This window comes from Sphingomonas sp. GW821-FHT04B01, from assembly GCF_059420425.1.
The window spans coordinates 221,340-243,679 of record NZ_JBWKTR010000003.1; the positions used below are offsets into that span (position 1 = coordinate 221,340).

At 67.9% G+C, this 22,340-nt stretch carries 24 protein-coding genes and 2 tRNA genes; 10 read left to right on the forward strand and 16 right to left on the reverse strand.

Features of this window, described 5'->3' with window-relative positions; all coding sequences use genetic code 11:
• Positions 1-38: 38 nt before the first annotated feature.
• The 6 genes from AC07UH_RS09910 to relB all read right to left on the reverse strand — a co-directional run bounded on the left by AC07UH_RS09910 (position 39) and on the right by relB (position 3,861).
• Positions 39-1,061, reverse strand: a complete 1,023-nt coding sequence (locus tag AC07UH_RS09910) for a L,D-transpeptidase family protein (protein WP_495179960.1) — start codon at positions 1,059-1,061, stop codon at positions 39-41.
• 93 nt (positions 1,062-1,154) lie between these two features.
• Positions 1,155-1,838 (reverse strand): thiamine phosphate synthase, encoded by a 684-nt coding sequence (thiE, locus tag AC07UH_RS09915; protein WP_038660346.1) that lies wholly within the window; start codon positions 1,836-1,838, stop codon positions 1,155-1,157.
• On the reverse strand, positions 1,835-2,365 hold the full coding sequence (locus AC07UH_RS09920) for a hypothetical protein (protein WP_137896974.1): 531 nt from the start codon (positions 2,363-2,365) through the stop codon (positions 1,835-1,837). Before AC07UH_RS09920 ends, thiE begins: the two co-directional genes overlap by 4 nt.
• Before the next feature lie 4 nt (positions 2,366-2,369).
• Complete coding sequence (locus tag AC07UH_RS09925) at positions 2,370-3,293, reverse strand: class I fructose-bisphosphate aldolase (protein WP_495179959.1); 924 nt, start codon at positions 3,291-3,293, stop codon at positions 2,370-2,372.
• A gap of 26 nt (positions 3,294-3,319) precedes the next feature.
• The gene (locus tag AC07UH_RS09930) at positions 3,320-3,646 is read right to left on the reverse strand and encodes a type II toxin-antitoxin system PemK/MazF family toxin (protein ID WP_495179958.1); all 327 of its coding nucleotides are present in this window, start codon (positions 3,644-3,646) and stop codon (positions 3,320-3,322) included.
• Positions 3,637-3,861 (reverse strand): type II toxin-antitoxin system RelB family antitoxin, encoded by a 225-nt coding sequence (relB, locus tag AC07UH_RS09935; protein WP_038660352.1) that lies wholly within the window; start codon positions 3,859-3,861, stop codon positions 3,637-3,639. The genes AC07UH_RS09930 and relB overlap by 10 nt, the downstream gene beginning before the upstream one ends.
• A gap of 124 nt (positions 3,862-3,985) precedes the next feature.
• Between relB and AC07UH_RS09940 the strand changes: the two genes are divergently transcribed.
• Positions 3,986-4,492 carry a TlpA family protein disulfide reductase gene (locus AC07UH_RS09940; protein WP_495179957.1) on the forward strand — a complete coding sequence of 169 codons (507 nt, stop codon included), beginning with the start codon at positions 3,986-3,988 and terminating at the stop codon, positions 4,490-4,492.
• A gap of 18 nt (positions 4,493-4,510) precedes the next feature.
• Here the strand turns inward: AC07UH_RS09940 and AC07UH_RS09945 are convergent, their stop codons facing one another.
• The 3 genes from AC07UH_RS09945 to gap form a co-directional block, all read right to left on the reverse strand.
• Positions 4,511-5,704 (reverse strand): phosphoglycerate kinase, encoded by a 1,194-nt coding sequence (locus AC07UH_RS09945; protein WP_171009308.1) that lies wholly within the window; start codon positions 5,702-5,704, stop codon positions 4,511-4,513.
• Positions 5,705-5,843: 139 nt separating this feature from the next.
• Positions 5,844-6,305 (reverse strand): MOSC domain-containing protein, encoded by a 462-nt coding sequence (locus tag AC07UH_RS09950; RefSeq protein WP_495189820.1) that lies wholly within the window; start codon positions 6,303-6,305, stop codon positions 5,844-5,846.
• A gap of 10 nt (positions 6,306-6,315) precedes the next feature.
• Entirely contained in the window at positions 6,316-7,326 is a 1,011-nt protein-coding gene (gap, locus tag AC07UH_RS09955) for a type I glyceraldehyde-3-phosphate dehydrogenase (protein ID WP_495179955.1), read from the reverse strand.
• Between the two features lie 174 nt (positions 7,327-7,500).
• On the opposite strand from gap, the gene AC07UH_RS09960 reads away from it, so the two are divergent.
• The 4 genes from AC07UH_RS09960 (at position 7,501) to AC07UH_RS09975 (ending at position 9,121) form a co-directional block, all read left to right on the forward strand.
• Complete coding sequence (locus tag AC07UH_RS09960) at positions 7,501-7,683, forward strand: hypothetical protein (protein WP_038660364.1); 183 nt, start codon at positions 7,501-7,503, stop codon at positions 7,681-7,683.
• Entirely contained in the window at positions 7,683-7,988 is a 306-nt protein-coding gene (locus AC07UH_RS09965; protein ID WP_495179954.1) for a cell division protein ZapA, read from the forward strand. The genes AC07UH_RS09960 and AC07UH_RS09965 overlap by 1 nt, the downstream gene beginning before the upstream one ends.
• 393 nt (positions 7,989-8,381) lie before the next feature.
• Entirely contained in the window at positions 8,382-8,918 is a 537-nt protein-coding gene (locus AC07UH_RS09970; protein WP_495179953.1) for a 5-formyltetrahydrofolate cyclo-ligase, read from the forward strand.
• A complete protein-coding gene (locus AC07UH_RS09975) occupies positions 8,915-9,121 on the forward strand; it encodes a DUF2842 domain-containing protein (protein WP_495179952.1) in 207 nt (68 codons plus the stop codon). Before AC07UH_RS09970 ends, AC07UH_RS09975 begins: the two co-directional genes overlap by 4 nt.
• 33 nt (positions 9,122-9,154) lie before the next feature.
• Here the strand turns inward: AC07UH_RS09975 and AC07UH_RS09980 are convergent.
• From AC07UH_RS09980 to AC07UH_RS09995, 4 genes are all read right to left on the reverse strand, one after another.
• Positions 9,155-9,231, reverse strand: a tRNA-Asp gene (locus AC07UH_RS09980).
• 91 nt (positions 9,232-9,322) lie between these two features.
• A tRNA-Asp gene (locus AC07UH_RS09985) sits at positions 9,323-9,399 on the reverse strand.
• A 52-nt stretch (positions 9,400-9,451) separates the two neighbouring features.
• Positions 9,452-10,693 (reverse strand): AI-2E family transporter, encoded by a 1,242-nt coding sequence (locus AC07UH_RS09990; RefSeq protein ID WP_038660377.1) that lies wholly within the window; start codon positions 10,691-10,693, stop codon positions 9,452-9,454.
• 54 nt (positions 10,694-10,747) lie between these two features.
• Positions 10,748-12,439, reverse strand: a complete 1,692-nt coding sequence (locus AC07UH_RS09995) for a class I adenylate-forming enzyme family protein (RefSeq protein ID WP_495179951.1) — start codon at positions 12,437-12,439, stop codon at positions 10,748-10,750.
• A gap of 167 nt (positions 12,440-12,606) precedes the next feature.
• On the opposite strand from AC07UH_RS09995, the gene AC07UH_RS10000 reads away from it, so the two are divergent.
• The 5 genes from AC07UH_RS10000 (at position 12,607) to AC07UH_RS10020 (ending at position 19,221) form a co-directional block, all read left to right on the forward strand.
• Positions 12,607-13,827, forward strand: a complete 1,221-nt coding sequence (locus AC07UH_RS10000) for a serine hydrolase domain-containing protein (protein WP_495179950.1) — start codon at positions 12,607-12,609, stop codon at positions 13,825-13,827.
• A gap of 21 nt (positions 13,828-13,848) precedes the next feature.
• Positions 13,849-15,861 carry a 3-hydroxyacyl-CoA dehydrogenase NAD-binding domain-containing protein gene (locus tag AC07UH_RS10005; protein ID WP_495179949.1) on the forward strand — a complete coding sequence of 671 codons (2,013 nt, stop codon included), beginning with the start codon at positions 13,849-13,851 and terminating at the stop codon, positions 15,859-15,861.
• Between the two features lie 53 nt (positions 15,862-15,914).
• Positions 15,915-17,105, forward strand: a complete 1,191-nt coding sequence (locus AC07UH_RS10010; RefSeq protein ID WP_137896966.1) for an acyl-CoA dehydrogenase family protein — start codon at positions 15,915-15,917, stop codon at positions 17,103-17,105.
• A gap of 113 nt (positions 17,106-17,218) precedes the next feature.
• Positions 17,219-18,343, forward strand: coding sequence for an acyl-CoA dehydrogenase family protein (locus AC07UH_RS10015; RefSeq protein WP_495179948.1), 1,125 nt, complete (start codon positions 17,219-17,221; stop codon positions 18,341-18,343).
• Positions 18,343-19,221, forward strand: coding sequence for an acyl-CoA thioesterase (locus AC07UH_RS10020; protein ID WP_495179947.1), 879 nt, complete (start codon positions 18,343-18,345; stop codon positions 19,219-19,221). Before AC07UH_RS10015 ends, AC07UH_RS10020 begins: the two co-directional genes overlap by 1 nt.
• On the opposite strand, the gene AC07UH_RS10025 is transcribed toward AC07UH_RS10020, so the two are convergent.
• From AC07UH_RS10025 to AC07UH_RS10035, 3 genes are read right to left on the reverse strand one after another with little or no spacing between them, the layout of a single operon-like run.
• Complete coding sequence (locus AC07UH_RS10025; protein ID WP_495179946.1) at positions 19,218-20,297, reverse strand: energy transducer TonB; 1,080 nt, start codon at positions 20,295-20,297, stop codon at positions 19,218-19,220. The two genes, AC07UH_RS10020 and AC07UH_RS10025, sit on opposite strands and share 4 nt — an antisense overlap.
• A gap of 40 nt (positions 20,298-20,337) precedes the next feature.
• Positions 20,338-21,138, reverse strand: a complete 801-nt coding sequence (locus AC07UH_RS10030; RefSeq protein ID WP_495179945.1) for an SDR family NAD(P)-dependent oxidoreductase — start codon at positions 21,136-21,138, stop codon at positions 20,338-20,340.
• 4 nt (positions 21,139-21,142) lie between these two features.
• Positions 21,143-22,186 carry a phosphotransferase family protein gene (locus AC07UH_RS10035; protein ID WP_495179944.1) on the reverse strand — a complete coding sequence of 348 codons (1,044 nt, stop codon included), beginning with the start codon at positions 22,184-22,186 and terminating at the stop codon, positions 21,143-21,145.
• Positions 22,187-22,340 lie beyond the last annotated feature (154 nt).

Below are 22,340 nucleotides of genomic sequence, written 5' to 3' on the forward strand. Positions count from 1 at the left end.
ACCCCGGAACGAATCCGGGGTGACGGAGCATCGGCCGCTCACGCCTGGAACACCGCCTTGGTCCCCGGCTTCACCATCTGCGCGAGACGCGCGACGTCCCAGTTGGTCAGGCGGATGCAGCCATGGCTTTCGGTGCGGCCGATCAGTTCGGGATGCGGCGTGCCGTGGATGCCGTAATGCTCCTTCGACAGATCGAGCCAGACGACGCCAACCGGGCCGTTCGGCCCCGGCGGCAGCATCTCCTTCTGATCGCCCTTCTTGGCGTCCCAGAACAGCGCCGGGTTATAGTGGAACTTGGGATTGTAGTCGGCGCCGTAGATCTTCCACGTGCCGAGCGGCAGCGGGTCGTGCTCCGAGCCCATGGTGGCGCTGAACTGCGCGATCAGCTTGTCGTTCTTGTCGAGGACGCGCAGCACCTTCTCCGACTTGTCGACGACGATATGGTCGGCGACCGGCTGGGTGGCGTCGACGTTGAGCATGTTGAGCGTCTGGCGCCAGTGATCCGGCAGCTTGGGATCATAGGCGCGGCTGGCGGGCAAGGCGTTCGGAACGACGATCGTGCTGCCGACCCTGAGCCGCGTGTCGGGCGAGTTGAGCGCGATCAGCACCGCCGGCTGGGTGTGGAACATCTCCGCCAGCTTCTCCATCGGCGTGGCATAGCCGAGGCTCGGCAGCTTGGCCTGTTCGCCGTAATCCTTGGGCAGCGGGTTGTAATATGGCCCGGCGAGCGCCTCGCGGGTCAGCACGAAGCGCGCGGTGGGGCGCTTGGCGCGATACGGGTAGAGCGCCTGCAACGTCGCGGCATCGGGCTTGCCGGTGCGCGGCAGGCCCCTGGCCTCCTGGAAGCCCTTGAGCGCCGCGGTGAGCGACTGGCCGCCCTTGCCGTCGAGCACGCCCGGACCAAAGCCGAGCGAGTCGAGGATCACTTGCACGTGGAGGATGTTGCGATCGAGCGCCGGGGCGGCCGGCTGGGGGACCGGCTGTGCGACCGTCCGTTGCGCGATCGTCGGGGCGGCGAGCGCGGCGCCCGCAAGCAGCGCCGTAGCCAGAACCATCTTCATGTCGCCAATCCCTTCAACCGTTACGCTGGTGGATCAAACGGTCCGCAGCAATTGTGGTTTCGTAGGTGGCGTTTTATCCCGATCGCCTGCCGGTCAGCCGCGCAGCACCTCGGCGAACGCCCGCACCGCGGCCGCCTCGTCGCCGCCCCATACCGCGCCGGATACGGCAAGAAAGTCCGCTCCCGCCGCGACCAGTGCCGGCGCATTGGCCGGCGTGATGCCGCCGATCGCGACGCTGGGCAGCTCGAACATCGACGCCCACCACGACAGGATCGAGGGTTCGGGGTGATGTTCGACCGCCTTGGTCGTCGTCGGATAGAAAGCGCCGAAGGCGACATAGTCCGCGCCGCCCTCACCCGCTTCCATCGCGAGATGACGGCTGTCGTGACAGGTCACGCCGATCTGCACCTCCGGCCCGAGCGCGTCGCGCGCCTCGCGCGGGTCGCCGTCCTCCTGGCCAAGATGGACGCCATCGGCGCCGAGCCGCTTCGCCAGCGCGATACTGTCGTTGACGATGAACGCGACCTCATGATCGGCGCAGATCCGCTGCAAAGGCTCGGCAAGCTTGGCGGCGATATGCTGGTCGACGTCCTTGACGCGGAACTGGAAGGCGGCGACCGGGCCGGCGTCGAGCGCGCGCGCCAGCCGGTCGGCGAAGCCGCCCGTCACGTCGAGCGGCGAGATCAGATAGAGCTGGCACGGCGGCCGGCGGTCGTTGCGCCGGAAGTTGGCGGCAAAGTCCGGGTCCAGCGGCCCGAGGGGATCGTCTTCGGTCATCCGCCAGCGCCTAGCGCCTTCCACGCGGCGGCGAAAGCCGCCGGATCATCCAAGCGATGCGCGATCGTGGTGATGCCACGCCGGCCCGGCAACGGCGCGACCAGATCGACGACCAGATTGGGATAAGCGAGCAGGGCGAGGTTGAGCACCGACCGCCGCTTCATCGCGGCGTGCTCGATCGAGGGCCGCAAGCCTGCGATCGCCTGCAGCGGGATGTCGACGCGACGGATCGTGCCGACCTGCAATATCAGCCGTTCGCGGTCGAGCAGCACCGGGCGGCGCTTCATCGCCAGCAATGCGCGCACCAGCCAGACCAGCCCGCCGAGCGTAAGAACGGACAGCGCCAGTGCCGCGGTATGGCTCCACAGAGCGACCAACAGATGGGTGACCGTCATTTCGACCAGCCCGACCGCGACGAGCGCCCAGACCAACGGGGCGACCGCCCGGTGATACGCAAAGCGCAAGGGCAACGTAGCAGGCGCCGCGCCGGACGGATCGCGATCCGTGTCCGGTGCAGCGCCTGCCATCGGGTCAGGCCGCCTCGCCCTTGTAGATGGCGATCAGCTTGCCGAGCATGTCGAGCGCGTCCTCGCGGCTGCGCTGGAAGGTGTTGCGGCCGATGATCGAGCCGTTGCCGCCGCCCGCCAGAATGTCGCGCGCGTCCTGATAGACCGCGTCGGCGCCCTTGGCGGCGCCGCCCGAGAAGACGACGATGCGGCGGCCGGCGAAGCTCGCCTGCACGACGTGGCGGACGCGGTCGGCCTGGTTGGACCAGTCGGTGCCCTCATAGACGCGCTTGGCCTCTTCCTGCTCGATATGCGCGGACGGCAGCTTCACCTTGATGATGTGCGCGCCGAGCAGCGCCGCCATGTGCGCGGCATAGGCGCCGACATCGAGCGCCAGCTCGCCGTCCTTCGACAGCTTGCCGCCGCGCGGGTAGCTCCAGATCACGGTGGCGATGCCGACCGACTTGGCCTCCTCGCTGAGCTCGCGGATCTCCTCCATCTGCTCGAAGATGCCGTCCGAGCCCGGATAGATGGTGAAACCGATCGCGGCGCAGCCGAGGCGCAGCGCGTCGGAGACGCTGGCGGTCACCGCCTGATCGATGGTGGTCGCCCAGCTGTTCGAGCTGTTGAGCTTGAGGATCGTCGGGATCTGACCGGCGAAGGTGTCGGCGCCCGCCTCGAGCGGCCCGAGCGGCGCGGCATAGGCCGACAGGCCGGCGTCGATCGCGATCTGATAATGGTAATGCGGGTCGTAGGCGGGCGGGTTGACCGCGAAGGAGCGCGCCGGTCCGTGTTCGAAGCCCTGGTCGACGGGCAGGATCACCAGCTTGCCGGTGCCGCCCAATTTGCCCTGCATCAGGATGCGGGCGAGGTTCGCCTTCACCGCGGGGCTGGTCGCTTCGTATTTGTCGAGGATGGCCTTGACGGCGGGGGTGACGGTGGTGGTCATGGGTCGGCTCCTTGGGTCGGATAGGGTCAGAGCATCAGCCAGCGGCGCAGCGCCTGGTCGATCTGCTCCATACGGGTGGGGCTGGCGTGACCGATCACCCGGGTGATCCGCTCGCGCGCGACGCTGGAGATGCGGTCGATCTGCACCTCGCATTCCGCGGTCAGACCATTGTGCTCGCGCGGCGACATCACCACCCGGAACAGCGCCTCGCCGCCGATGACGTTGGTCAGCGGACAGACGGTGATCGTCGCATGCGTCGCGTTGAACAGGTCGGACTGGACGACGACGCAGGGCCGCGCCGCTTCGCCGCCAGGTCCGTCGACCAGCGCGATGGCGCCATGCGCTATCTCCACGCGGCACCGTCCTGCCAGAACACGACGTCCTCGACCGAGGCGCGGGCGGAGGCGCGGGTCGACTGGCGGCGGGCCTCGCGACGATAGGCGTCGTCGTGCAGATCGACGTAGCGGCGCACCGCCTCGCGTGCGATATCGCTCTTGCTACGCCCCTGGGTGCGCGCGACCGCGGCGAGCCGCTCTTCCAATTCGGTATCGAGTCGTACGCCGAGCATGCCACCTGCCTGTTAAACGCGTTTAACATAGCCCGGTCGTGGCGGGCGATCAACCGCTTAGGTCGGCGATATTGACGATGCCGCGGATGTCGTGATCAATCGGCGCCCGGGGGGAAAGATCATCATGCGGCTGCTTCATCTGGCCTTGGCCCTGGCGCTGGCGACCACGCCAGTCCTGTCGTCGGAGGCGGCGCCGCGGTCGGGGCTGATCGGCCAGCCGGCGCCCGATTTCGAACTGACGCTGATCGATGGCGGCAAGGTCAGGCTCGCCGACCTGCGCGGTCAGGTCGTCGTGCTCAACTTCTGGGCGACGTGGTGCGGGCCGTGCCGCCGCGAATTGCCGCTACTCGACGGTTATTATCGCTTGCAGAAGCAGCACGGGCTGCGCGTCTTCGCGGTGGCGACGGAGGATTCGGTGCCGGCGCGGCTGATGAAGCCGCTGTTCGCGGCGATGGCGATCACGCCGACCAAGCGGGTCAAGGGCCGCTACGAGCTGATCGGCGGGGCGGTGCCGACCAATTACATCATCGATCGCGCCGGGATCGTCCGCTACGCCAAGGCCGCGGCATTCGACCTGGACGACCTCAACACGATCCTGACACCGTTGTTGAACGAGGCGCCGCCCGCCTGAGCGGTGCCTCGCTAAGCATCAGCGGCCGATCAGCGCGGCGACGCCGGGCAGGTCCTTGCCTTCCATCCATTCGAGGAAGGCGCCGCCAGCGGTGGAGACGAAGGTGAACCGGTCGGCGACACCCGCCTGATTGAGCGCGGCGACGGTGTCGCCGCCACCCGCGACCGAGACTAGGCTGCCGTCCTGGGTCAGCGCCGCGGCGGTGCGGGCGAGGCTAACGGTCGCCACGTCGAAGGGCGGCGTCTCGAACGCGCCCATCGGGCCGTTCCACACCAGGGTACGGCAGTTCTTGAGCACGTCGCCCAGCGCCTCGACCGCACTGGGGCCGACGTCGAGGATCATCTCGTCGGCGGCGACCTCATGGACGTTGACGGTGCGCACCGGCGGATTGGCGCGGAATTCCTTCGCCACCACCACGTCGTACGGCAAATGGACGGTGCAATTGGCGCGGTCCGCCGCTTCGAGGATCTCCTCGGCGGTGCCGGTCAGGTCATGTTCGCACAGCGACTTGCCGACGTTGACGCCGCGCGCGGCGAGGAAGGTGTTGGCCATGCCGCCGCCGATGATGAGGTGATCGACGCGGGTGACGAGATGCTTGAGCACGTCGAGCTTGGTCGACACCTTGGCGCCGCCGACCACCGCGGCGACGGGATGCTCGGGATTGCCGAGCGCCTTTTCGAGCGCGACGAGTTCGGCCTCCATCGCGCGGCCGGCAAAGGCGGGCAGGACATGCGCCAGCCCCTCGGTCGAGGCGTGCGCCCGATGCGCGGCGGAGAAGGCGTCGTTGACGTAGAGGTCGCCGAGTTTTGCAAAGCGTTCAACGACTTGCGGGTCGTTCTTCTCTTCGCCGCCGAAGAAGCGCGTGTTTTCGAGGATGGCGATATCGCCGGGCTGGAGCATCGCGACCGCGTCCTCGGCGCCCTCCCAGTCGATGTAGCGGACCTCGCGGCCGAGCACATGGCTGTAGGGCCGCGTCAGCATCGCCAGCGACATCTCAGGGTTCGGCACGCCCTTGGGACGGCCGAAATGGGCGAGGATCAGCACGATCGCGCCGCGGTCAGCGAGTTCGGTGACGGTCGGCAGCGTCGCGCGCAGCCGCGTATCGTCGGTCACCGCACCATCCGCCATCGGCACGTTGAGGTCTTCGCGGACGAGCACGCGCCGGCCGCTGATCTCACCCATGTCATCGAGCGTCTTGAAGGCCTTGGTCACATCGTCTTCCTTCGCGTCGGTTGGAATTCAGGTCACTCCCAGACCCGTTCGTACTGAGCTTGTCGAAGTACGGTGAGTCTCACTTGCCCTTCGACAGGCTCAGGGCGAACGGCTCGGGAAGCAAATATACCTACGTCATCTAGGGCCGGATCACCGTCACCGCATCGCCGAGCGCGATCCGCCCGCCAGCCTTGACGCGCGTACAGGCGCCGCCCCGCCAGTCGGGGGTCAGCGCCGCTTCGAGACCGGGTGCGACCGCCTCCATGCGGAAGCAGGGATCGCATTCGACGGTGATCTCGAGCTCGACCGTGCCGATGCGGATCCGCGTCCCCGGCACCTGCGGAATGTCGATGCCGTCGAGCAGCAGATTGGCCCGCCGCTCCTGCCACGGGACCGCCTGCCCCAGTTCGGCCATCGCCGCCTGCCAGTCGCCGCGCTCCATCAGCGTCACCTGACGCCGGCCGCGGCCGTTGGGCTTGACCCGCCCGCGGCAATCGCCGTCGAGACCGCCGTCGACGGTCACCTCGACCGTCTCCAGCAGCTCCATCGGCCCCTTGGGACGGGCATGCCGGGCGATCCCGACCAGCACGCCGCCCGGCATGGCCATCGGCTTAGAGGAAGCTCGCCATCACGGTCGCGGTGTCGACCATGCGGTTGGAAAAGCCCCATTCATTGTCGTACCAGCTCACCACGCGGACGAGCTTGCCGTCGAGCACCGCGGTTTCGAGACTGTCGACGGTCGAGGACTGCGGCGAATGCATCAGGTCGATCGAGACGAGCGGCTCGTCCGAATAGACCAGCACGCCCTTGAGCGGACCGTCTTCCGACGCCGCCTTGAGGATCGCATTGACCTCGTCCTTGGTCGTGTCGCGCTTCGGCGTGAAGGTGAGGTCAATCAGGCTGACGTCGGGCACCGGTACGCGGATCGCCGACCCGTCCAGCTTGCCCTTGAGCTCGGGCAGCACCTCGCCGACCGCGCGGGCGGCGCCGGTGGTGGTCGGGATCATCGACATCGCGGCGGCGCGGGCGCGGCGCAGGTCCGGGTGGATCTGGTCGAGGATTTTCTGGTCGTTGGTATAAGCGTGAACGGTGGTCATCAGGCCGCGTTCGATGCCGATCGCGTCGTTGAGCACCTTGGCGACCGGCGCGAGGCAGTTGGTCGTGCACGAGGCGTTAGAGACGATCGTGTGCTCGGCGGTCAGCTTGTCGTGGTTGACGCCGTAGACGACGGTCAGGTCGACGCCCTTGCCGGGTGCCGAGATCAGCACCTTCCTGGCGCCGGCATCGATATGCTTCTGACAGGCGACATTGTCGGTGAAGAAGCCGGTGCATTCGAGCACCAGCTCGACGCCCAGTTCCTTGTGCGGCAGATTCGCGGGATCGCGCTCGGCGGTGACGCGGATGCGCTTGCCGTCGATGACGAGGTCGTTGCCTTCCGCGACGACGGTGCCGGGATATTTGCCGTGGACGCTGTCGCGGCTGAACAGCCAGGCGTTCGACTTGGCGTCGGCCAGGTCGTTGATCGCGACCAGCTCGAGGTCGCCGGCGTTGCGCTCGATGATCGCGCGGGCGACGAGACGTCCGATGCGTCCGAAGCCGTTGATCGCAACCTTCACCGTCATCTGGTCTCTCCTCGCGTGTGCATGAACTGCGCGACGCATCGGGCCGCGCTGGGCGCGCCAGCCTTTGCGAGGGTGCGGCCCATTCTGTCAACCGCGCGCGGCGTGCGCCGGTCCGATTGCGGGACGGGCTTTGCCCGCTTGCCGCTCGCCCCGGCCGCGCCTACGTCGCCTGCCATGCCCGACACTCCCAGTGCGGTCGATCGCATCGATGCCGCGATCGCCCGAATCGAATCCGCCATCGACTCCCGCGCCCGGGCCGGGGACGCGCTCGCCCGCCGCCACGCCGCGCTGAAGGCGCGGATGGCCGAGGCGGTGGCGGCGCTGGACGACGTGATCGCGCGCGGCACGGCCTCCTGATGGCCAATGTCACGCTGACCATCGGCACCCGGCCGTTCACCGTCGCCTGCCGCGACGGCGAGGAAGCGCGGCTGCAACAGCTCGGCCGGATGCTCGACGAGCGCTGGCCGACGGCGTTGCGCGCGGCGGCGAACATTCCCGGCGAGCGGGCGATGCTGTTCGTCGCGCTGATGCTGGCCGACAATCTCGACGAGATCCAGCAGCGCCCGCCCGAGGGCGCGGCGGTGAGCGAACCGGCACTGGCACGGATCGCCGACCGGCTGGAAGCGCTCGCCAATGCACTGGAGCGCGATCCGGCGGGGTGATTGGGGCGCGCTACCCCCTCCTCTTCGTCATCCCGACGGAAGTCGGGACCCATGGATGCGATGGCGGCAGAGGTCGCTCCCAACCGTCGGCGACATCGTGACCATGGGTCCCGGCGTGCGCCGGGATGACGAAAGGGGGACGGGATAGGTGGCCGCACCCATTGCCACCACCCCCGCGACGCACTAGATCATGAGGCGGCGGGTTCTGCCCGGTACGAGCCTTACTTTATCCCTGAGGCTATTCATCATCCAAGGGGGCTGTCCCTGCTAGGACCCTGGTCCGAAGTATATGGTCCCCACCTGACGTTACCAGGCGTCGGCGGATACTTTGGCACACGGCCACGGCGGTCCCGCCACCCGCCCCTTCCCTCCCGCGCGCAGCGAACCGGAGCGATGACCGACAAGCTCGCCCTTCGCGCCCGATTGCGCGCCGTCCGCGATGGCTTCGCGCGCGATGGTGCCTTCCTCGTCGCGGACGCATTCCGTGCGCGGCTGCGCGAGGGTCTCGTCGTCGCCGGCTATATGCCCCTCGGCAGCGAGGCGGACCCAGCCCCGCTCATCGCCGCCGCCCGTGCCGCCGGATGCCGCATCACGCTGCCCCATGTCACCGGCCGCAGCGCACCGATGCGCTTCCTCGCATGGGACGCCGCGACACCGCTCGTCGCAGGACTCTACGGCCTGCTCCAGCCCCCGGCCGACGCCCCCGTGCTGCGCCCCGACATCGTCCTGACGCCGCTGGTCGGCTTCGACCGCACCGGCCGGCGGCTCGGACAGGGGGCGGGCTATTACGACCGCGTCTTCGCGCAGCTCCCCGACGCCTGGCGCGTCGGCATCGCCTGGTCGGTGCAGCAGGTCGACGCCTGCCCCGCCGACCCGTGGGACGTGCCGTTGCACGCCATCGCTACCGAATCGGATTGGATCGTCCCATGACCCCCAGTTGGCGCAAACCCGCAGGCGTGCTGCTCATCCTGTTGCTGATCGGCCTGTGGTGCGCGATCGTGGTCAGCGCGTCGGGGATCATCGGCGGCTGGCCGTGGTGGCTGCAACTGCCCTTCTATCTCGTCACCGGAATCGTGTGGATCATGCCGATGAAGCCGCTGCTGCTCTGGATGGAGACCGGGCGCTGGCGATAGGGATCGGGGGGGGGCATCATCCGTGAACCGGATTGGCGCGAGTGACGGGGCTCGAACCCGCGACCTCCGGCGTGACAGGCCGGCGCTCTAACCAACTGAGCTACACCCGCGTAATACGCGGTCGGAGCAGATCGTCCGCCCGATCGGCGACGCGACATACTCCCGCATGTTCCGAAGACTTTCCCGTTCCCGAGGAGGGAATGGCGCGAGTGACGGGGCTCGAACCCGCGACCTCCGGCGTGACAGGCCGGCGCTCTAACCAACTGAGCTACACCCGCTGAAAGCGTTGAGGCGCGCCAACTAGGCGAGGCGCGGGGGGGTGTCAACGGCCTATTCGCGCGCCGGATCGTTCCCGCCCTCATCGCGCTTCCGGCGGGCGCGTTCCTGCTGCACCAAGGTGCCGTGTTCGAACAGGAAGCCGGCGATATCGGGCTTGCCCGCCGCGCCGAGCACGGTCTGGATGATGATGAGCAGCGGCACCGCGAGCAGCGCCCCCGCCGTCCCCCAGACCCAGCCCCAGAAGCTGATCGAAACGAGGATCATCAGCGGGCTTATCGTCAGCCTATGGCCGACGATAAGCGGCGTGATCGCATTGGCCTCGAGGAAGTGGCAGCCGATCATCACCGCCGGCGGCAGCATCGCCACCCAGATGTCGGTGAAGGTCATCATCCCGCCGATCGCCAGCAGGAAGGCGGCGATGATCGGCCCGAAATAGGGGATGTAGTTGAGCAGGGCGACGATGCCGCCCCACATCAGCGGCGACGGCATGCCGATGAAATACAGCGCGCCGGCGACGACGCCGCCGAGCGTCAGGTTGATGAGCGTGATCGTGCCGAGATAGGCCGAGACGTCGTCGACGACGTCCTGGATCACCCGCGCGGTCGCCATCGCGCCATCGAAGCTGGTGCGGCCGGTGATCGTCTTCTTGCGCATGCCGGTCCAGCCGGAGAGGAAGAAAAAGACGATCAGGATGCCGAAGAAGAACTGGACGATCACCGTCGGCGCCGAAGTGGCGGCGAGTTCGAGGATCGAGCTGGGCGGCGCGACCGCGGCGGTCTGCGGCTGGCGCACCGGGGTGGAGGCGATCTGCCGGAACATCTTGTTCACCGACTTTTCCAGCGTCGAATAGAGGTCGAGCAGCGGCGACAGATTATGCTGGATCCGGCTGATCCGGCTGGGGAGCAATTGGAAGAAATCGGTCGCGGGGACGACGATCGCCGCGATCACGACGTTGACGATGATGAGGAAGACGAGGACGCAGAACAGCGCGGCGATCGCCGAGGGGATGCGCCGCCGTTCGAGCCATTCGAGCACCGGCACCAGCGCGATCGCGATGACCAGCGCGATGGTCAGCGGCATGAAGAATTCCGCCCCCGATTTCAGCGCGAACGGAATGCCGAGCGTCAGGCCAATGCCGGCGATCAGCGTCAGCGCGGCGAGCAGCCGGTCGCGGCGTTGTGCGATGCGGCCGATCTCGCTGCGCGTGCCGGGCAGCAGCGGCGCGCCGAGCGCGACCTGTTCCTCGGGCGTGATGACGGAAGCGGGGGATATCGAAGCGGGATCGTCGGCCATAGCCCTTCACCCTAGCGCATTTTCGCCCGCCGCCACCGTGGTTCTTGCGATTGGTCAGCCGGCATCGGCGAACAGCGCTTTCAGCTCCTTCTTCAGGATCTTGCCATTGGCGTTGCGCGGCAGCGGCGTGGCCATGAAACGGATCGCGACCGGGACCTTGAACCCGGCCAGCCGGGCGCGGACGAAGGCCTGCAACTCGGCCTCGTCCGCGGTGCAGCCGGGGCAGAGATGGACCACCGCCGCCGGCTCCTCGCCGAGCGTCCGGTGCGGAATGCCGACCAAGGCCGCGTCGGTGACCGCGGGGTGGGCGTAGAGGACGTTCTCGACCTCGATCGAATAGATGTTCTCGCCGCCGCGGATGACGATGTCCTTGGCGCGGTCGGCGATGAACAGGAACCCTTCGGCATCGATTCGCGCCAGATCGCCGGTACGCACCCAGCCGTCGACGAAGGTCGCCGCGGTCGCCTCCGGCTTGTTCCAATAGCCTTTGGCGATCATCGGCCCGCGCGCCCACAATTCGCCGATCGTATCGGGCGGCAGCACGGTGACGCCATCCTCGCCGCGCACCTCGATGTCCGCCGCCGCGACCGCCGCGCCGGCGCTGTCGGGGCGGTTAAGATAATCCTCGCCGCCATGTTGCGTCACCGTCGCGGTCGTTTCGGTCATCCCCCAGCCGTTGCCGGGCAGCGCGCCGAACTCCTCGTAGATGCGCCGGACCAGCTCGGGCGCGGAGGGCGCGCCGCCATAAGCGATCGAATCGAGCGACGAGAGGTCGTAGCGGTCGCGATCGGGGTGTTCGAGCAGCTGCCAGGCGATGGTCGGCACGCCGCCCGTCAGGTTGACCCGCTCGCGCGCGATGATCTCCAGCGCACGCGTCGCATCCCATTTGCGCATGAAGACCAAGGTCGATCCGGTCGCCACCGATCCCATCATCCCCGCCGAACAGGCAGTGACGTGGAACAGCGGGATGACGGTGAGCGCGACGCGCGGCGTCGGATCGGGCGGCGCCTCGCCGCGGCGCAGATAGGCGCGCGCGGCGGTGAAGCCGCTCGAGAGGATGTTGCTGGTCAGGTTGCGGTGCGTGCCCAACGCCCCCTTGGGCGCACCGGTGGTGCCGCTGGTGTAGAAGATCGTCGCGTCATCCTCGGGGGCCAGCGCCGCAGCAGGGAGCGGTGCATCGGGCAAGGACGGCCAGTCTCCCGGCGTCCCGATGACCGATTCGAGCCGCGTCGCGCCGGTGACATCCGCGGCGGCGCGGGCGACGAGGACGTGTTGGAGATCGGGCAAGCCGGCATAGAAAGGCGCCAGCCGGTCGTGGCGCTCGGCATCGGCGATCAGCGCCGTCGCGCCCGAGTCGCGGAGGCCGTAATCCAGCTCCGCTCCGGTCCACCAGGCGTTGAGCGGGACGACGATCGCGCCGATCGAAACCGCGGCGAAGAAGGCGACCGGCCATTCGGGCAGGTTGCGCATCGCCAGCGCGACGCGGTCGCCCTTCCCCACCCCGCGCGCGACCAGATCGGCGGCGAGCGCGGCGACGGCGCGATGATGCGCGGCGTACGTCACCCGCTCGTCCTCGAAGACGACGAACAGCCGGTCGCCATGCGCGCGACTCGCCGAAACCAGATCGCGCAGCGTCGGCGGCGCGTTCTTCCAGACACGGGTCGCGACACCCTGGAGGACGATCGTCTCCATCTCGAACTTCGCGCCCGGCGCGGTCAGCAGCGCATGCGCCTGCGCGATGGACATCGCCGGCCATGACGCCGGCAGCGGGACAACCGAAGCGCTTGGCAAAACTGCATCCTTTCGTCGGCGAGGCCTGCAGCGACCTGCGTTTCGACGAAAGGTTACTGTTGATTCCAGCCCCGCTCAAGGCAATAGAGGACAAAGTTTAGAAATCGGGGTATGGCAACAGGATGACCAATGCGACCGCCTCCGCGACGGGTTTCGATGCCGGCCGCCTCGCCGCGATCGATGCCTTTCTAAAGGCGCGGTATCTCGACACCGGGCTGCTCCCGCACGCGCAACTGCTGATCGCGCGCGACGGCGAGATCGTCCATTTCTCGCATCAGGGTGCGGCGCGCGAGGGCGGCGCACCGATCGACGAGCGGTCGCTGTTCCGCATCGCGTCGATGACCAAGCCGATCACCTCGATTGCGTTCATGATGCTGGTCGAGGCGGGCAAGGTGGCGGTGGATACGCCCGTCCATCACGTCCTGCCCGAGTTCAAGCAGCTCGGCGTCTACAATGGCGGGGGCGCAGGGGTGCCGTTCGCGACGAAGCCGACCGCGGAACCGATGCGGATGCTTGACCTGCTGCGGCATACCGCCGGGCTGACCTACAGCTTCCAGAACCGCTCGAACGTCGACGCCGCCTATCGCGAGGGGCGGATCGAAAGCTGGCACGGCAATCTCGACCTCGACGGCTTCGTCGCCGCATTGGGCAAATTGCCGCTGGAATTCTCGCCCGGCGAGGGCTGGAACTATTCGGTCGCCACCGACGTGCTCGGTGCGGTGATCGAGCGAGTGTCGGGCCAGACGCTTGACGCCTTCTTCGCGGAGCGGATCTTCGCGCCGCTCGGGATGGACGATACCTTCTTCCAGGTGCCGGCCGACAAGATCGACCGGCTGACCGATTGCTATACGCTCGGCGAGGACCGGCAACGCCAGCTCTACGATCGCGGCGAGGCGAGCGCGTGGAGCCGACGGCCGAAGCTGCTGTCGGGCGGTGGGGGGCTGGTATCGAGCGCGCTCGATTATCACCGCTTCTGCCGGATGTGCGAGAATGGCGGGACGCTGGACGGCGTCCGCATCGTCGGGCGCAAGACGCTCGACCTGATGACGATGAACCATCTGCCCGGCGGCAAGGATCTCGCCAGCCTGTCGCGCTCGCTATTCAGCGAGACGCAGAATGCCGGCACCGGTTTCGGCCTCGGCTTCGCGGTGACGCAGGACGTGGCGAAGACGATGATCCCGGGGTCACAGGGCGAATATTATTGGGGCGGCATGTTCTCGACCGCCTTCTTCATCGATCCCGTCGAGCGGCTGCACATGGTGTTCATGACGCAGTTCAGCCCGTCGAGCCTCTATCCGATCCGCCGCGAGCTGAAGACGATGATCTACGCCGCGCTCAACTGACGATTAGCGAAGGACCGTTCCATGACTTCACCGATCCGCACCGAACGCCATGGCGAGGTGCTCGTCATCATATCCGACAATCCACCGGTTAACGCGCTCGGCGCGGCGGTGCGGCAGGGGCTCGAGGGGGCGATCAAGGAGGGCGTTGCCGATGCGACGGTCGAGGCGATGGTGATCCGCTGCGACGGCCGCACCTTCTTCGCCGGCGCCGACATCACCGAATTCGGCAAGCCGATGGTCGAGCCCGGCCTGCCAACGGTGGTCGACATGATCGAGGCATCGACCAAGCCGGTGGTCGCGGCGATCCACGGCACCGCGCTCGGCGGCGGCTGCGAGGTGGCGCTCGGCTGCCATTATCGCGTCGCGGTGCCCTCGGCGAAGATCGGTACGCCCGAGGTGAAGCTCGGCCTGCTGCCCGGCGCGGGCGGCACGCAGCGGCTGCCGCGGATCGCGGGCGTGCGCGTCGCGCTCGAACTGACCGCCAAGGGCGATCCGATGCCGGCGAAGAAGGCGCAGGAGGCCGGGCTGATCGACCGGATCGTCGGCGAGAACAGCCTGGAGGCGGATGCCATCGCCTTCGCGCGCGAGGTCAAGGCGAAGCGGCCGGTTCCGCGCGCGTCGGAAAAGGAGGCGAAGCCCGATCCCGAGGCGGTCGCCGCGTTCCAGAAGGAGAATGCGCGGCGCTTCCGCGGCTTCGACGCGCCCGCCGCCAACATCGCCTGCGTCGTCAAGGCGACCGAGCTGCCGTTCGCCGAGGGCATCGCCTTCGAACGGCAGGAATTCATGCGGCTGATGATGGGCAACCAGTCGGCCGCGCAGCGCCACATCTTCTTCGCAGAGCGGCAGGCCGCCAAGATCGACGACGTTCCTGCCGATACGGTGCGTCGTCCGATCAACCGCGTCGGCGTGATCGGTGCCGGCACGATGGGTGGCGGCATCTCGATGAACTTCCTGTCGGCCGGCATTCCGGTGACGATCGTCGAAATGCAGCAGGAGGCGCTCGACCGCGGCACCGCGACGATCCGCAAGAATTACGAGGCGACCGCCGCCAAGGGCCGGATGAAGCCCGAACAGGTCGAGGCGGCGATGGCCGCGCTCACCCCGACGCTCGATTTCGACGCGCTGGGCGAGTGCGACCTCATCATCGAGGCGGTCTATGAGAATATGGAGGTGAAGCAGGAGATCTTCACCCGGCTCGACACGATCGCCAGGCCCGCCGCAATCCTCGCCTCCAACACCTCCTATCTCAACATCGACGAGATCGCCGCCTGCACCGCCCGGCCGCAGGACGTGGTCGGCATGCATTTCTTCTCGCCGGCCAACGTCATGAAGCTGCTCGAGGTGGTGCGCGGCGCGAAGACCGCCCCCGACGTGCTCGCGACGGTCATGGACCTCGCCAAGACGATCAGGAAGGTCGCGGTGGTCGCCGGGGTCACCTATGGCTTCATCGGCAACCGCATGCTGATGCCGCGTCAGGTCGAGGCGAACAAATTGCTGCTCGAAGGCGCGACGCCGGAGCAGATCGACCGCGTCCATGTCGCCTTCGGCATGCCGATGGGGCCGTTCCAGATGGCCGACCTCGCCGGCGTCGACATCGGCTGGCATCGCGATCCCAATCGGATCGAGAATATCCGCGACGCGCTCGCCGCCGAAGGGCGCTGGGGGCAGAAGAAACAGGCGGGCTTCTACGATTACGACGAGAAGCGGAACCCCACCCCTTCTCCCCGCGTCGCCGAGATCATCGACGAATGGCGGGCGAAGACCGACACGCCGCAGCATGACGTCACCGACGAGGAGATCATCGAGCGCACGCTCTACACGATGGTCAACGAGGGCGCGCTGATCCTCGAGGAGGGGATGGCGCAGCGGGCGTCCGACGTCGATGTGGTGTGGATCTACGGTTACGGCTGGCCGGTCTATCGCGGCGGGCCGATGTTCTGGGCGAAGACCGAAGGATACGAGAAGGTCGTCGCAGGGCTGGAGAAGCACGGCTTCCCGGTCGCCAAAAGCCTGAAGAGCGGCACCATCAAGTAACAGTCCGTCACCCCGGCCCTGCGCCGGGGTGACGAAAAAGGGGATATCCCGACATGACCGACACCGACCTCGACACCTTCCGCTCGGACACCCGCGCCTGGCTGGCGGAGAATTGCCCGCCCGAGATGCGCGAGCCGGTGCGATCCGACACCGACGTCTGCTGGGGCGGGCGGAATTTCGCGCCGTCGTCGCCGGCGCAGAAGGACTGGCTCGACCGGATGGCGGCGCGCGGCTGGACCGTTCCCGACTGGCCCAAGGCCTATGGCGGCGGCGGGCTGTCGGCGGCGCAGACCAAGATCCTGCGCGAGGAGATGGCGGCGATCCGCGCGCGCAATCCGCTGAATTCGTTCGGCATCTCGATGCTCGGGCCGGCGCTGCTCAAATATGGCACCGAGGAGCAGAAGCTGGAGCATCTGCCCAAGATCGCCCGCGGCGAGATCCGCTGGTGCCAGGGCTATTCCGAACCCAATGCCGGTTCCGACCTCGCCGGCCTCGCCGCCAGCGCCGAGGATGCGGGCGATCATTATATCGTCAACGGCCAGAAGGTGTGGACCAGCTATGCCGACAAGGCCGACTGGATCTTCTGTCTGGTGCGCACCAGCAAGGCATCGAAACAGGGCGGGATCAGCTTCGTGCTGTTCGACATGGCCTCGCCGGGCGTCTCGACCAAGCCGATCCTGCTGATCAGCGGCTATTCGCCCTTCTGCGAGACCTTCATGGACGATGTGAAGGTGCCCAAGGCGAACCGCATCCACGACGAGAACAAGGGCTGGGACGTCGCCAAATATCTGCTCGGCCACGAGCGCGAGATGATCTCGGGCATGGGGCTGGCGACCGGCGGGCGCAATCCGTTGGTCGAGGGGGCGATCGCGACGATCGGGCTGGATCATGACGGGCGGCTCGCCGATCCGGTGCTGCGCACGCAGATCGCGCTGTTCGAGGTGCGCGCCAAGGCGTTCGCGGCGATGTCCGAACGGTTCATCGACGAGCTGAAGGCGGGACGCGCGCATCCCGCGCAGCCGAGCATGATGAAATATGTCGGCACCGAGCTGAACAAGGATCGCTACGAGCTGATGATGGCCTCGGGCGGGTCGGATGCGCTCGAATGGGAGAGCGAGCGTTCGCGCACCGGCGCGATGCCGCGCGCGTGGCTGCGCACCAAGGCCAATTCGATCGAGGGCGGCACGAGCGAGATCCAGCTCAACATCATCGCCAAGCGGATCCTCGAGCTGCCCGGCGCCTAGACCGACACACTCCGTCACCCCGGACTTGTTCCGGGGTCCACTTCTCCACCGGCGCTTCGGCATGAGGCACGGTGGACCCCGGAACAAGTCCGGGGTGACGCAGGGATTGATCGATGCCCCTTTACCTCAACGACGAACAGACGATGCTCCGCGATACGGCGAAGGACTTCATCGCCGAACACGCTCCCGTCGGCCATTTGCGGTCCTTGCGCGATGGCAACGACCCGACCGGTTTCAGCCGCGACCTGTGGAAGCAGTTCGCCGAAATGGGCCTCAACGGCGTATTGATCCCGGAGGCGCAGGGCGGCCTCGGCCTCGGCCATGTCGAGGCGGGCGTGGTGCTGGAGGAGATCGGCCGCAACCTGTCCCCCTCCCCCTTCCTCGCCACCGCCGTCGCGGCGGTCGAGGCGCTCAAGGGCTCGGCGCAGGCCGACCGCTGGTTCCCCGGCATCGTCGCCGGCGAGACGGTGGCGGCGCTGGCGATCGACGAGGGCGCAAAGCATCGCGACCGGATCGCGATGACCGCGGAACGCGCCGGCAACGGCTTCCGCCTGACCGGCGCGAAGCAGTTCGTCACCCATGGCCATGTCGCCGATCTGCTGATCGTCGCGGCGCGCACCGCGGGGTCGCCCGACGATGCCGAGGGCGTCACGCTGTTCGCGGTGCCGAAGGACGCCGCCAACCTCACCGCGACGCCGGAGCGGCTGGCGGATTCGAGCCTCGCCGCGCGGATCGCCTTCGAGGGCGTCGAGGTCGATGCCGATGCGGTGATCGGTGAGGTCGACGGCGGTCGCGGGCCGCTCGACCGGCTGTTGCGCGCGGGCCGGACCGGTGCGGCGGCGGAGCTGCTCGGCGTCGGCGGCGGCGCGATGGACATGACCGTCGGCTACCTCAAGGAGCGCAAGCAGTTCGGCGTCGCGATCGGCAGCTTCCAGGCGCTGCAGCATCGCGCCGCGCATCTCTATGCCGAGATGGAGGTGGCGCGCGCCGCGGTGCTCAAGGCGCAGCAATTGCTCGACACGGGTGCCGAGGCGGACGCCGCGGTATCGATCGCCAAGGCGATGACCGGCATGGCGACGACGCTCAGCGTGCAGGAGGGCATCCAGATGCACGGCGGCATCGGCATGACCGACGAATATGACATCGGCTTCTACATGAAGCGCGCCCGCGTGCTCGCCGAGATGTTCGGCGACATCGGCTTCCATGCCGACCGGCTGGCGAAGGCGGCAGGCTATTGATGGGCGAGCGCACGCCCGAAGAGCTGGCGGCGATGCTCGTCGCGCTGCTCGACGTCGAGGAGATCGATACCGACCTGTACCGCGGTTCGCGCCAGCCGGGCGGCCGCGGCCGGGTGTTCGGCGGACAGGTGATCGCGCAGGCGTTGCAGGCGGCGCAGCGGTCGGTCGAGGGCAAGGACGCGCATTCGCTCCACGCCTATTTCATGCGGCCCGGGAATGAGAATTTCCCGATCATCTATCGCGTGACGCGCGACTTCGACGGTCGCAGCTTCGCGACGCGGCGCGTGGTGGCGGTGCAGAAGGGTCAGCCGATCCTCAACCTCGCCGCCTCGTTCCAGATGCCCGAGGAAGGGCTGCACCATCAGGATGCGATGCCCGACGTACCGGGTCCGGAAATGCTCAAGTCGGAACGCGAATTGCGCCTCGCCATCGCGGATCAGGTGCCGGAAACGTTTCGCGACTTCTTCACGCGGCGGCAGAATGCGATCGAGATGCGGCCGCTATACCCGCGCAGCTGGTTCGCGCCCGAGAAGCGCGCGCCGAACAATGCCGCCTGGTTCCGCACCGCGGCGGGGATCGGCGACGATCCGGCGGTGCATCGCGCCGCGCTGGCCTATGCGTCCGACATGGCGCTGCTGGCGACGTCGATGATGCCGCACGGCGTCAACTGGCTGATGCCCGAGATGCAGACCGCCAGCCTCGACCATGCGCTGTGGATACACGAGCCGTTCCGCGCCGATGCATGGCTGCTCTATACCACCGACAGCCCCTGGGCGGGCCACGCGCGCGGCATGAACCGCGGCAGCATCTTCACGCAGGACGGGCGACTGGTCGCGACGACGGCGCAGGAAGGGCTGATCCGCCGGCGGACGGTCTAGCTCGTGACGGCCTTTTTGACTGCCGGCATGCGATAGAAAACCCGTTCGATACAATCGGTATAGCCGTGCGGCGACGGTTTGAACGTGACGTTGCCGATCATCGCTTTGGCAGCCTCCCCGAATTCGCTCGTCGGCTCGGACGCCAGCATGCGGATGTTGCCGGTCGCGCCCCAGGAGGCGACGTCGAAGGCGATGATCGCCCAGCCTTCGATGCTGCGCCGGCTATAGCGCTCGGGGTAGAACAGCGCCGGCTTGCGCTCGAAATCATGCTCCTTGGGACAGGTGGCGTCGGCGGGGCGGACGCTGTCCTCTTCGGGCGCCGGCGGCGCAGGCAAGGTCGCCGCCTCCTTCCAATAAGGGAAGAAGCAGCCCGTGCGGGCGCCGCGCTCGAAACGCGAGGTCGCGACGGCACGCACCGATGCCCGATCCAATGCGGGCGTGCCGCTGCTGGCGGTGACGTGCGGCCTGACCGGCTTGCCGGAGCGATCGAGATCGTAGCCGACCATCGACCAGCTACGGTAACCGGGTTGATCGGGCAGCGCCTTGAAATGGGGGAAGGCGCGGAGCAGCACCTCGGGGACCGGATCGGTGCAGGTCGATCCCGGCGGACGCACGCGATCCCACACGGCCCGCGGCGGCGGTTCATTGGGAAACACGCTATAGGCGACGAGGTCAGCAACCGGCGCAACGGCGATCCCGTCGGTCCGGGCGGTGAAGGTAACGGTGCAGCGGCTGCGTTCGCCTCCAGGCGCGAAGCGACTCGCGGCGAACGCCGGCACGACGTCGGCCATCGCGAACTGATAGTCCGGGTTCACGCGGACGATCGACAAGGGACGGCCGGTCGCATCGATACGGAAATCCAGCGTCACCGGTCGCAACACGGCCGGATATATCCAGGCGAGCGCATGCTGCGGGTCGGGTGGGCGGACCATGCGCTCGGCGCGCGGCGTGTCGCCACTCCCACGACACAGCGCCGGGCTCATCACCCAACTGACGAGCTGTTGTTCGCCCGGTGGCCCGGGCGGCGGCGGGATGTCGGCGGCCGCCAGGGCGACGACGGTGAGGAGCGCGAGCATGCCGTCATCCTGATCCGCTATGATGACGGCGGCAAGTCGCTCATACCGCGGTCTTGCCATACTCCTGCCGGGTGACCGGGTGGCTCGACGACAGGCCGCCGTCGACCGCGATCGCCTGGCCGTTGACATAGCTGGCGTCGTCGGAGGCGAGGAACAGCGCGACCTTCGCCAGTTCCTCCGGCTGCGCGCCGCGGCGCAACGGGTTGAGACGGCCGATGCGGTCCGCCTTGCCGACGTCGCGGGCATAATCGAACACCGGCTGCGTCATGCCCGTCTCGGTCAGACCGGGGCACAGCGCGTTGACGCGGACGTTGCTGCCCGAAAGCTGCTGTGCGGCGACCGCGGCGAGGTTGATGACACCCGCCTTGGATGCGGAATAGGCGGGCGAGCCCGCGCCCGAGCGGATACCGGCGACGCTGGCGGTGAGCACGATCGCGCCGCCGCCACGCTTGGCGATATGCCGCGCGGCATGTTTGATCGCGAGGAACGGCCCGACCAGATTGACGCGCAGCACCTCGGTGATGAGCGCGACGTCGGTATCGAAGATATTGGCCATGCCGCCCGAAATACCGGCATTGGCGAACATCACGTCGAGCCCGCCGAACGCGTCGCAAGCGAGCGCGATCGCCCGGATCACGTCGGCCTCGTCGCCCGCGTCGATGCGGATCGCGCGGGCGGTGCCACCGGCGGCGGCGATCAGCGCGGCGGTCTCGGCGGCGCCTTCGGTGCGATCGGCTGCGACGATGCGGCCGCCCTCCGCGGCGAACAACAGGGCCGCGGCGCGGCCGATGCCGCTCCCCGCGCCGGTGACGATGATCGATCGGTCGGTGAAACGGGCCATGGCGTCAGGCTCCTGCGGCTTGCGCGAAATGCCAGCTCGCCGCGGCGAGGCGATGAACCTGCGCCGCCGACCGTTCCGCCTGCGCGCTCGACGCGGTGCCATCGACGATCCGCTTCTTGATGCCCTGGACGATGCCGGTCAGGCGGAAGAGATTGTAGGCGAAATACCAGTTGAGATCGGGAACGCCGTCGCGGCCGGTGCGCGCGCAATAGCGGTCCACCATATCCTCGATCGTCGGGATGCCCGTCTCCGGCCCGGTCTGCCCCTTCACGCCCGATCGCCCCTCGGGCTCGGTGACCCAGCTCATCAGGAAATAGGAAAAATCGGCGAGCGGATCGCCGAGCGTCGACAGCTCCCAGTCGAGCACCGCGACGACCCGCGGCTCGGTGGCGTGGAAGATCATATTGTCGATGCGATAGTCGCCGTGGACGATCGACGTGCGCGTCTGTTCGGGGACGGTGCGCGGCAGGAAGGCGATGAGGCGTTCGACCTCGGGCATAAGTTCGGTTTCGCTGGCGCGATATTGTTTCGTCCAACGTTCGACCTGCCGCGCGAAATAATTGCCGGGCTTGCCGTAATCGCCGAGGCCGGCGGCGACGTGGTCGGTATTGTGCAGGTCGGCGAGCGTGTCGACCATCGCATTGTAGAGGCCGGTGCGCTCGGCCGGGGCGTAATCGGGGAGCGTGCCGTCCCACAGGTTGCGGCCCTCGACCAGCGCCATCACGTAGAACATCGCGCCGACGACGCGCTCGTCGGTACATAGGCCATAGGGTCTGGCGACGGGGAAGCCGGTGGGATGGAGACCGGCGATCAGGCGATATTCGCGGTCGACCGCATGCGCCGACGGGAGCAGCGTGCCGAACGGCTTGCGGCGCAGCACATAGGCGCCCGACGGGCTGTCGATCCGATAGGTCGGGTTGGACTGGCCGCCGGCGAATTTGGCGTAGGTCAGCGGACCGGAGAAGCCGGCGACGTTCGCCTCCATCCACGCGGTGAGTTTCGCCTCATCGAGGCGGTCCTTGTCGGCGACGGGGATGGTGTCGGTCATGTTATCGTCCGGTTCCCGTGGTTTGCTGGCGGCCGGGCAAAGGCCGCGAAATGTCCTCGCCCAACCCGTCACCCCGGACTCGTTCCGGGGTCCACTCTGCGGCGAGGCGCGCCGTGCATGCCGCGCGCCATTCTCCCGTTGCCCGGTGGACCCC